Source organism: Agrobacterium sp. 22-226-1 (assembly GCF_053522345.1).
In genome coordinates, this window is the sequence record NZ_JBNWCP010000024.1 from 51,023 (window position 1) to 57,612 (window position 6,590).

Consider the following 6,590-nt stretch of genomic DNA (forward strand, 5'->3'; position numbering starts at 1 on the left):
GGTAGCTCATCGCGCGCGGCACATATCACGATTTAGGATTGGCGGTTTACAACCTTCTGTCTTTGCGGCTAAATCCCCCTATGAGTACGCGACACAATACCACTGTCAATAATAACGGCCCCTCCGGGGTCGTGGATGGTGCGCGCGCGGTTTAGCGTAGCTCATTAATCACCATAGCCCTGCCGGTTTCGGAAGGGCTGTAGGTTTGGCTTCTCCGTACCGGTTTTTTCCTGGAGAAAGTCATGTCTCATCCCTTCCTTTCGCACGATTGCCCGATTTCAGACCTGCCCCTTAGCATTGGGCAGCGTGTCAGGCTGCACGGGTTTGTCGATGCCATTCGCGATCAGAAACACATGCGTTTCATCATCCTGCGTGATGGAACAGGCAAGGTTCAGCTTACCCTGAGCAAAGACAATAAACCTCTCACCACAGCACTCGATACTCTGACGCCCGAAAGCGCACTCATGGCCACCGGCACGGTCGTTGCTGCCCCGGCAGTAAAACTTGGTGGACTGGAAGTCATGCTCGACGGCGCTGAGGTGTGCGGGCTGGCCGACAGCCTTATACCCATAGCGCGCGATTCCGGCCTCGAAAAATGGCTGGACCACCGGCAGGTAAGTTTGCGCTATCCGGAGCAACAACTGGTCTTTGCTGTACAGACGACCTTGGAAGAGGCGATGCGCGAGTTCTGGAAGCAGTACGGTTTCAGTGAGATTCACTCGCCCAAGCTGATGGGGACTGCAAGCGAGTCGGGAGCTGAAGTTTTCTCCGTCAAATACTTCGACACCACGGCCTTCCTCGCGCAGTCGCCGCAATTCTACAAGCAACTGGCTATCGCCGGCGGCATGGAGAAGGTATTTGAGATCGGCCCGGTCTTCCGTGCTGAGCCCTCCTTCACTTCGCGGCACGAAACCGAGTTCACCTCCATCGACATGGAGATCAGCTGGATTAAAGACCACCATGAACTGATGGACTTTGAACAACGCTGGCTCGCCCATTCCATCAGGGTGGTAGCGGAGATTCATGGCCCTGAGATCGAGGCTCATTTCGGAGTGAAGGTCGCTCCACCTACGTTACCGTTTCCACAGGTGACTTTTGCCCAGGCCCGCGAAATCCTCAGCCAGCTCGGTCACGTGCTGACGCGACAGGACGACCTTGACGCTGAAGGTGAGCGAATCCTTTGCGAACATATTGGTGCACAAACTGGGCATGAGTTCTTGTTCATAACTGACTACCCGGCGAGCGGCCGGGCCTTCTATCATATGCGCCATGAGGGTTGCCCTGACATTACGAAGGGTTTCGATCTCCTCTGGCGTGGCCTTGAAATCACGACCGGTGCTCAACGCGAACATCGCCACGACCGCCTTGTTGCGCAGGCACAGCAACGCGGATTGAAGCTTGACGGTCTTTCCGACTATTTTGATTTCTTTCGCTTTGGCTGCCCGCCCCACGGAGGGATGGGGGTGGGGCTTGGTCGCATCATGATGCGCCTTCTCAACGCCGCCAGCATAAGGGAGGTCACATTGCTCAGCCGGACACCAAAGCGACTGCGGCCCTGAGTTGCCGCCGGGTCTACCTGACGGCGCGCATTGATCGCGCGTCGTCCTCCGCTGCTTTACAACCAGTAAGTCCGCTTTAAGCCAAGAGGCGTCTCCCGCTTCGCGCCGGAAGCGGCCGAAGAAAGGCCCCCCCTCGCGTGAGCGGGTAGCTCACTCAGCTCAGGTAAGACGCTTTTCAAAGTAGACACGATTGAACCCGTTCTCCGTGCGCCTTGCCACCTCCACGTAGCCGAGCTTGGGATAGATTGATAGGTTCGCGATCATCTTCTCATTCGTATAAAGTTGCACAGCACCAACGCCAAGGTCGCGTGCGGCATTCTCGCAGAACAGGATCAGTTCTTTGCCTACACCTCCTCCCGCAGCACCAGGAAGAACGGCAACATTTTCCAGCATGAGATAATCGTCCTGTCTATAGAAAACGATGAACCCTCGAAAAGTACCGTCTTGACCTGTGCTGATATAGACTTGCCCCGCGGCGATCTGAGCTGCGAAATCCGCCACCATCGGCGCAGGCTTCCGCCCCATACTTGGTATGTAGCGAGCGTAAGCCTGCTCAGCACAGCTCCTGATTTGTGCTTCGTCTTCCAATTTCGCACGACGGATCATTGATTGCCCTCCAGCAGCATCAGAGTTTGCAGTGTGTAACATTCCCGTTCTGTTGACACTTTGGGTTTTTGGCTGACCATACCCGCTCGCAGCGCCCATCAAGTTGGAAATAGCGCCTTTGTCGCCGAGAGGCGTCATGTCGCAGCAGCGCCAGGAACGTTCATTGCGGCTATCGCAGAACTATTTATTTTGCGACAGCCGCTAGGTATGAGCGCATGCGAAGGCTTACGCGCGACCCTCGCTTTCAGCTCGATCAGCCTGTCGCCTTCGACCTCATTTTTTCTTCAGTTATTGCTTCCGTATCATCTGGCCGATGCTCGATCACGTGCCTGACGATCCCAGAAGGACTGCAGCAGAGCATCTTGCCCGTTCGGCAAAGTCGAGCTGCAGCTCGGATTGTCGATCGAGGCGTGCTATGTAGTCCTCGACACCCGCCATTGCGCGTTCCCGAAAACCCGGATCAGCCAGGCTTGCATGGTCTACCAAAGCCCGGACCACCGTTTCGAGCGCGAGCCGACGCGCGCCCTCCGCCGTGCCGTATTTGGCAGGCTGTTCATTGCCAGGCATGAGGTGTTTCCTCGTCTTTTATCGCAATTGAGTACTCAGTACTCGCCACGCTTCCGTCTGATCTCGCGGAGCATCCTGAGATTTTCACGGGCCTGCTGCGCGCTGATCAGGGCTCTTTCCTGGTTCATCAGTTGTTCGCGATCGCGGTGGTACTGTTGCTGGTTCATACATCCGCTATAGTGCCGCGAACCGTAGCATGCTCGAGTGTCATTGTAATGTTGATCCTGAGCGGAAGTGCATCCAGTCAGCATCAGGGCTATGAGGCCGCCTCCGCAGATTGTTATCATTTCTTTTGGCTTGTGGAATTTCGTCATCGTATTTTTCTCCTGTTGATCAATCATTTCCCCGGCACGATTCTCAGTCCCGTCCAATAGGCGGCGAATGAAAATATATCGGCGTTTTGCGCGACGGCCTTGTCGACCGGCAGACCACTGCCGTGGCCAGCACGGGTTTCGATGCGCACCAGCCGCGGTTTGCGGCCGAGGTCGCCTGCCTGCAGGGCCGCGATGTATTTGAAGGTGTGAGCGGGAACGACGCGGTCATCCGCATCGGCTGTGGTTGCCAGGATCGCGGGATACTCCTCGCCTTCTTTGATCGTGTGATAAGGCGAGTAGGCCAGCAGGTTGCGGAAGGACTTCTCATCGGCTGGGTCGCCGTATTCGCCTGTCCAGAGTGCGCCGCCCGTGAATTTGTCGTAGCGCAGCATGTCCATGACCCCCACACCAGGAAGTGCGACGTCGAACAGATCAGGGCGCTGGTTCGTAACAGCGCCGACAAGCATCCCACCGGCGGATTCACCCTGAATGGCAAGTCCTTTCTGCGATGTGATCCCAGTCTGCTTCAGAAATTCGGCGGCAGCGATGAAGTCGTCGAAAGAGGTCTGCTTTTTGTCGCGCTGGGCGGCGCGATGCCAGGCCTGTCCATACTCGCCGCCACCACGAATATTGGCGACCGCCAGCACGCCGCCCTGTTCCACCCAGGCAAGTCGCATGGGATCGTAGATGGGTGACTGGCTGAGGCCGAACCCGCCATAAGCGTAGAGCAGGGTCGGAGCAGGGTTGGTGACATCCTTGCGCCGGATGATGAACATCGGCACTTCGGCCTTGTCCTTCGAACGATAGAAGCGCTGCTCGACATGGATCCGGTCCAGGTCAATCGGTACTTTCGGCTCGGCCCAAGGGGTCACGACCTCAGAGGCCATGTCGTAGTGATAGACAGCTATTGGCGCATCATAGCTGGTGAAGACGAAGAAGGCTTGATTGGCATCGGCTTCCAGAAATCGGGCGCTTCCGACGCCTGGTAACTTCACGGTGCCGTCGGGCTTTCCGTCGAGCGTGAAGCGTCGCAGCTCCGACTTGACGTCAATCTGATAGTTCACCAACAGTCTGTCGCCTGCAAGAACGGCGCTGTCCACGACCGCGCCATCGGCAGCCTCGGCTATGATCTCCTTTGGCTTTGGGTTTTTTTCGGCGAGATCAAGCGAGATAATGCGCGCACGCCCGGCCCCAAGTGTCGTGGCGAGAAACAGGGTTTGGTCATGATTGCCGATGACGTACCACGCAGAATTCATGTCGGCGATGACCGTGCGCGGCTTCCAATCCCTAGACGCGAGATCGATGACGGTCAAAGAACTTTCGTTCGTGCCGGGTGTAGATGAGATGGTGAGGTAGCGTCCTCCCGAAACCCTGTCCGCGCCGTGCAACAATTCAGGGCGATCAGGGGTGGCGTAGATAAGACGATCTTCCGCTTGCTCTGTCCCCAGCCTATGGAAATAGACGGCGTGGTTGGCCACCACAGTAGCAGTTGCTCCGTTCACCGGCTTCGGAACGCGGGAATAAAAGAAGCCCGATCCATCAGGCGCCCAAGCCATGCGCGTGAAGCGCGCCCACTCAACAATGTCCTCAAATATGTGGCCGCTATCGACGTTTAGTACTCTGATGGTCCGCCAATCGCTACCACCCGTCTGCGTGCCAAAGGCTAGCAGACGTCCGTCGTCGGATGCGTTCCATCCGGCCACGGCATCTGCACCGTCCTCTGACCAATTATTGGGATCGATGAGCACGCGAGTGTCGCCAAAGATGCCTTCACGAACATAGAGGGATGGCTGGTTTTCATTTCCCTTGATGACGTTGAAGAAATACCGATCTCCGCGCTTTCGCGGGACGGTGTAGCGATCATAGTCAAGCAGTTCCGTCATCCGCTTGCGGAAATGGTCGCGTCCGGGAAGCGCGTCGAGATATGAGCGCGTAACGGCATTCTGTGCCTCAATCCAAGAGCCGACCCTGGGGTCTTCTGCCTTATTATTCTCCAGCCAGCGATAGGGGTCCACAATCGTTTGACCGAAGTGCTGCTCGCTGACGTCCATCCGCTTTGTCTCCGGATAGATCGCGTTTTGCATGCTTTTCGTCGGTTGATCAGCAGAGTTGCTGTCTGCACATGTGAGCAAGAGGGCGATGAACGCCGCGGGTGTTCGCATCGGTGACTCCGGTAAATCGGGTGACACATATCGTTGGCTGGAGTTTTATAATGTCACTAAGTGTCATTATTGTGTCTTGAAAATTGCGTCAAGGGGAAATGCGGAACCGTTCGCCGCGGTGGATGAGGCACTGAATGTCGTTTATATCCTTGGACAGAAAGCCCAGGAGCATGGATGAGCAGAACGATCCCGGAAGATGCGCATATTGAAGTGGCGAGATGCGCCGCCCTTTTGTTCCTGCAAAAAGGCGTCGCCGACACGACTGGCGACGAGATTGCCGATGCGGCAGGCATCTCGAAGCGGACGCTTTGGCGTTACTTCCGCACGAAGGAAAGTTGCGTTGAGCCACTGTTCGCGCTCGCGTCGCAACGTCTTGCGGCCAGACTTCGCGGCTGGCCAAATGATGTCTCGGTTGAACGGTTCCTTCAGACCACTTACGACATGAGCAAGATCGACGGCCAGGAACTGAAAGACACCGGCCTCCTCATCCATCTCATCGCTCGTCTGGAGGATGAACCGGCGCTTCTCGGCCCCTGGCACATGGCGACGCGAAACACCGAAGATACGATGGCCGAGGTAATCGCCAGCCGGCTTGATCTCTCGCCGAAGGATTTCGATGTGATGCTATGTGCCGCTACAGTCGCGGCGGCAATGCGGATCGTTGACGAAACTGTCAGCCGCGGCGCGGTGAAATACGGGCAGGTACCGACCATCACAGAAACGAACGACAGACTGGCTCAGGCGATCCGACGAGCAAGCACCCTGCCATTCTGCGATCCCGTCACACCGAGGCCAAGATGAATGATGAGCGGTTGGGATTAACGCGTCTCGCAATCCTTTGCTGGCCTCGCTCGCACATCAAAATCAACTCCTCTTTCAACTTTGCAAAATCGGGACGCTGGCACCTCAGGTCAAATCCAGACCTGATTGGCAGGGCCGGGCTGCCGGGCCAACGCGGCGACAGGTGGTGTAGCTTTCATCTGTCGCCGTGGCCGCGTTGTGTCAAACTGAGCCTTCCATTTCGCGCCGATAGCGGACCTTCGTTGAAGGGTTCATGGTCACCTCACCATGCCAACGGTGGCGGTACAAGAGGCGGTCGATTGCTCGCGACAGCCGTCACACGCATTCGAGGATATCGCATCGGTATTTCCAGGCGGTGGCGCACCAGTCGGCTGACTGCGGCATTTTCCAGTACGAGATAATCGTCCTCTCGATAGAAAACGATGCCCTTGAAATGTACCGTCTTGACCTGTGCTGATATAGACTTGCCCCGCAGCGATCTGATACCAAGGCCCGATGAAATTGACTCACGGGATTCCGTTTTCGGGCAAATCATGATTCAACATGGCGGAAGGAGATTTCGCCATGGGAACGGCCCTCAA

At 56.6% G+C, this 6,590-nt stretch carries 6 protein-coding genes; 2 read left to right on the top strand and 4 right to left on the bottom strand.

Features of this window, described 5'->3' with window-relative positions; genetic code table 11:
• Window positions 1-242: 242 nt before the first annotated feature.
• Entirely contained in the window at window positions 243-1,559 is a 1,317-nt protein-coding gene (gene aspS / locus ACQZ5K_RS25400) for an aspartate--tRNA(Asn) ligase (protein WP_448741833.1), read from the top strand.
• A 159-nt stretch (window positions 1,560-1,718) separates the two neighbouring features.
• Here aspS and ACQZ5K_RS25405 read toward each other — a convergent pair whose 3' ends face one another.
• From ACQZ5K_RS25405 to ACQZ5K_RS25420, 4 genes are all read right to left on the bottom strand, one after another.
• On the bottom strand, window positions 1,719-2,303 hold the full coding sequence (locus ACQZ5K_RS25405) for a GNAT family N-acetyltransferase (RefSeq protein WP_448741834.1): 585 nt from the start codon (window positions 2,301-2,303) through the stop codon (window positions 1,719-1,721).
• 183 nt (window positions 2,304-2,486) lie between these two features.
• Window positions 2,487-2,732: a hypothetical protein gene (locus ACQZ5K_RS25410; protein ID WP_448741835.1), complete on the bottom strand. Its 246-nt coding sequence runs from the start codon at window positions 2,730-2,732 to the stop codon at window positions 2,487-2,489.
• 35 nt (window positions 2,733-2,767) lie between these two features.
• On the bottom strand, window positions 2,768-3,046 hold the full coding sequence (locus tag ACQZ5K_RS25415) for a hypothetical protein (RefSeq protein ID WP_448741836.1): 279 nt from the start codon (window positions 3,044-3,046) through the stop codon (window positions 2,768-2,770).
• A gap of 23 nt (window positions 3,047-3,069) precedes the next feature.
• Window positions 3,070-5,208, bottom strand: a complete 2,139-nt coding sequence (locus ACQZ5K_RS25420; RefSeq protein WP_448741837.1) for a prolyl oligopeptidase family serine peptidase — start codon at window positions 5,206-5,208, stop codon at window positions 3,070-3,072.
• A gap of 174 nt (window positions 5,209-5,382) precedes the next feature.
• On the opposite strand from ACQZ5K_RS25420, the gene ACQZ5K_RS25425 reads away from it, so the two are divergent.
• On the top strand, window positions 5,383-6,009 hold the full coding sequence (locus ACQZ5K_RS25425) for a TetR/AcrR family transcriptional regulator (RefSeq protein ID WP_448741838.1): 627 nt from the start codon (window positions 5,383-5,385) through the stop codon (window positions 6,007-6,009).
• Window positions 6,010-6,590: the final 581 nt, after the last annotated feature.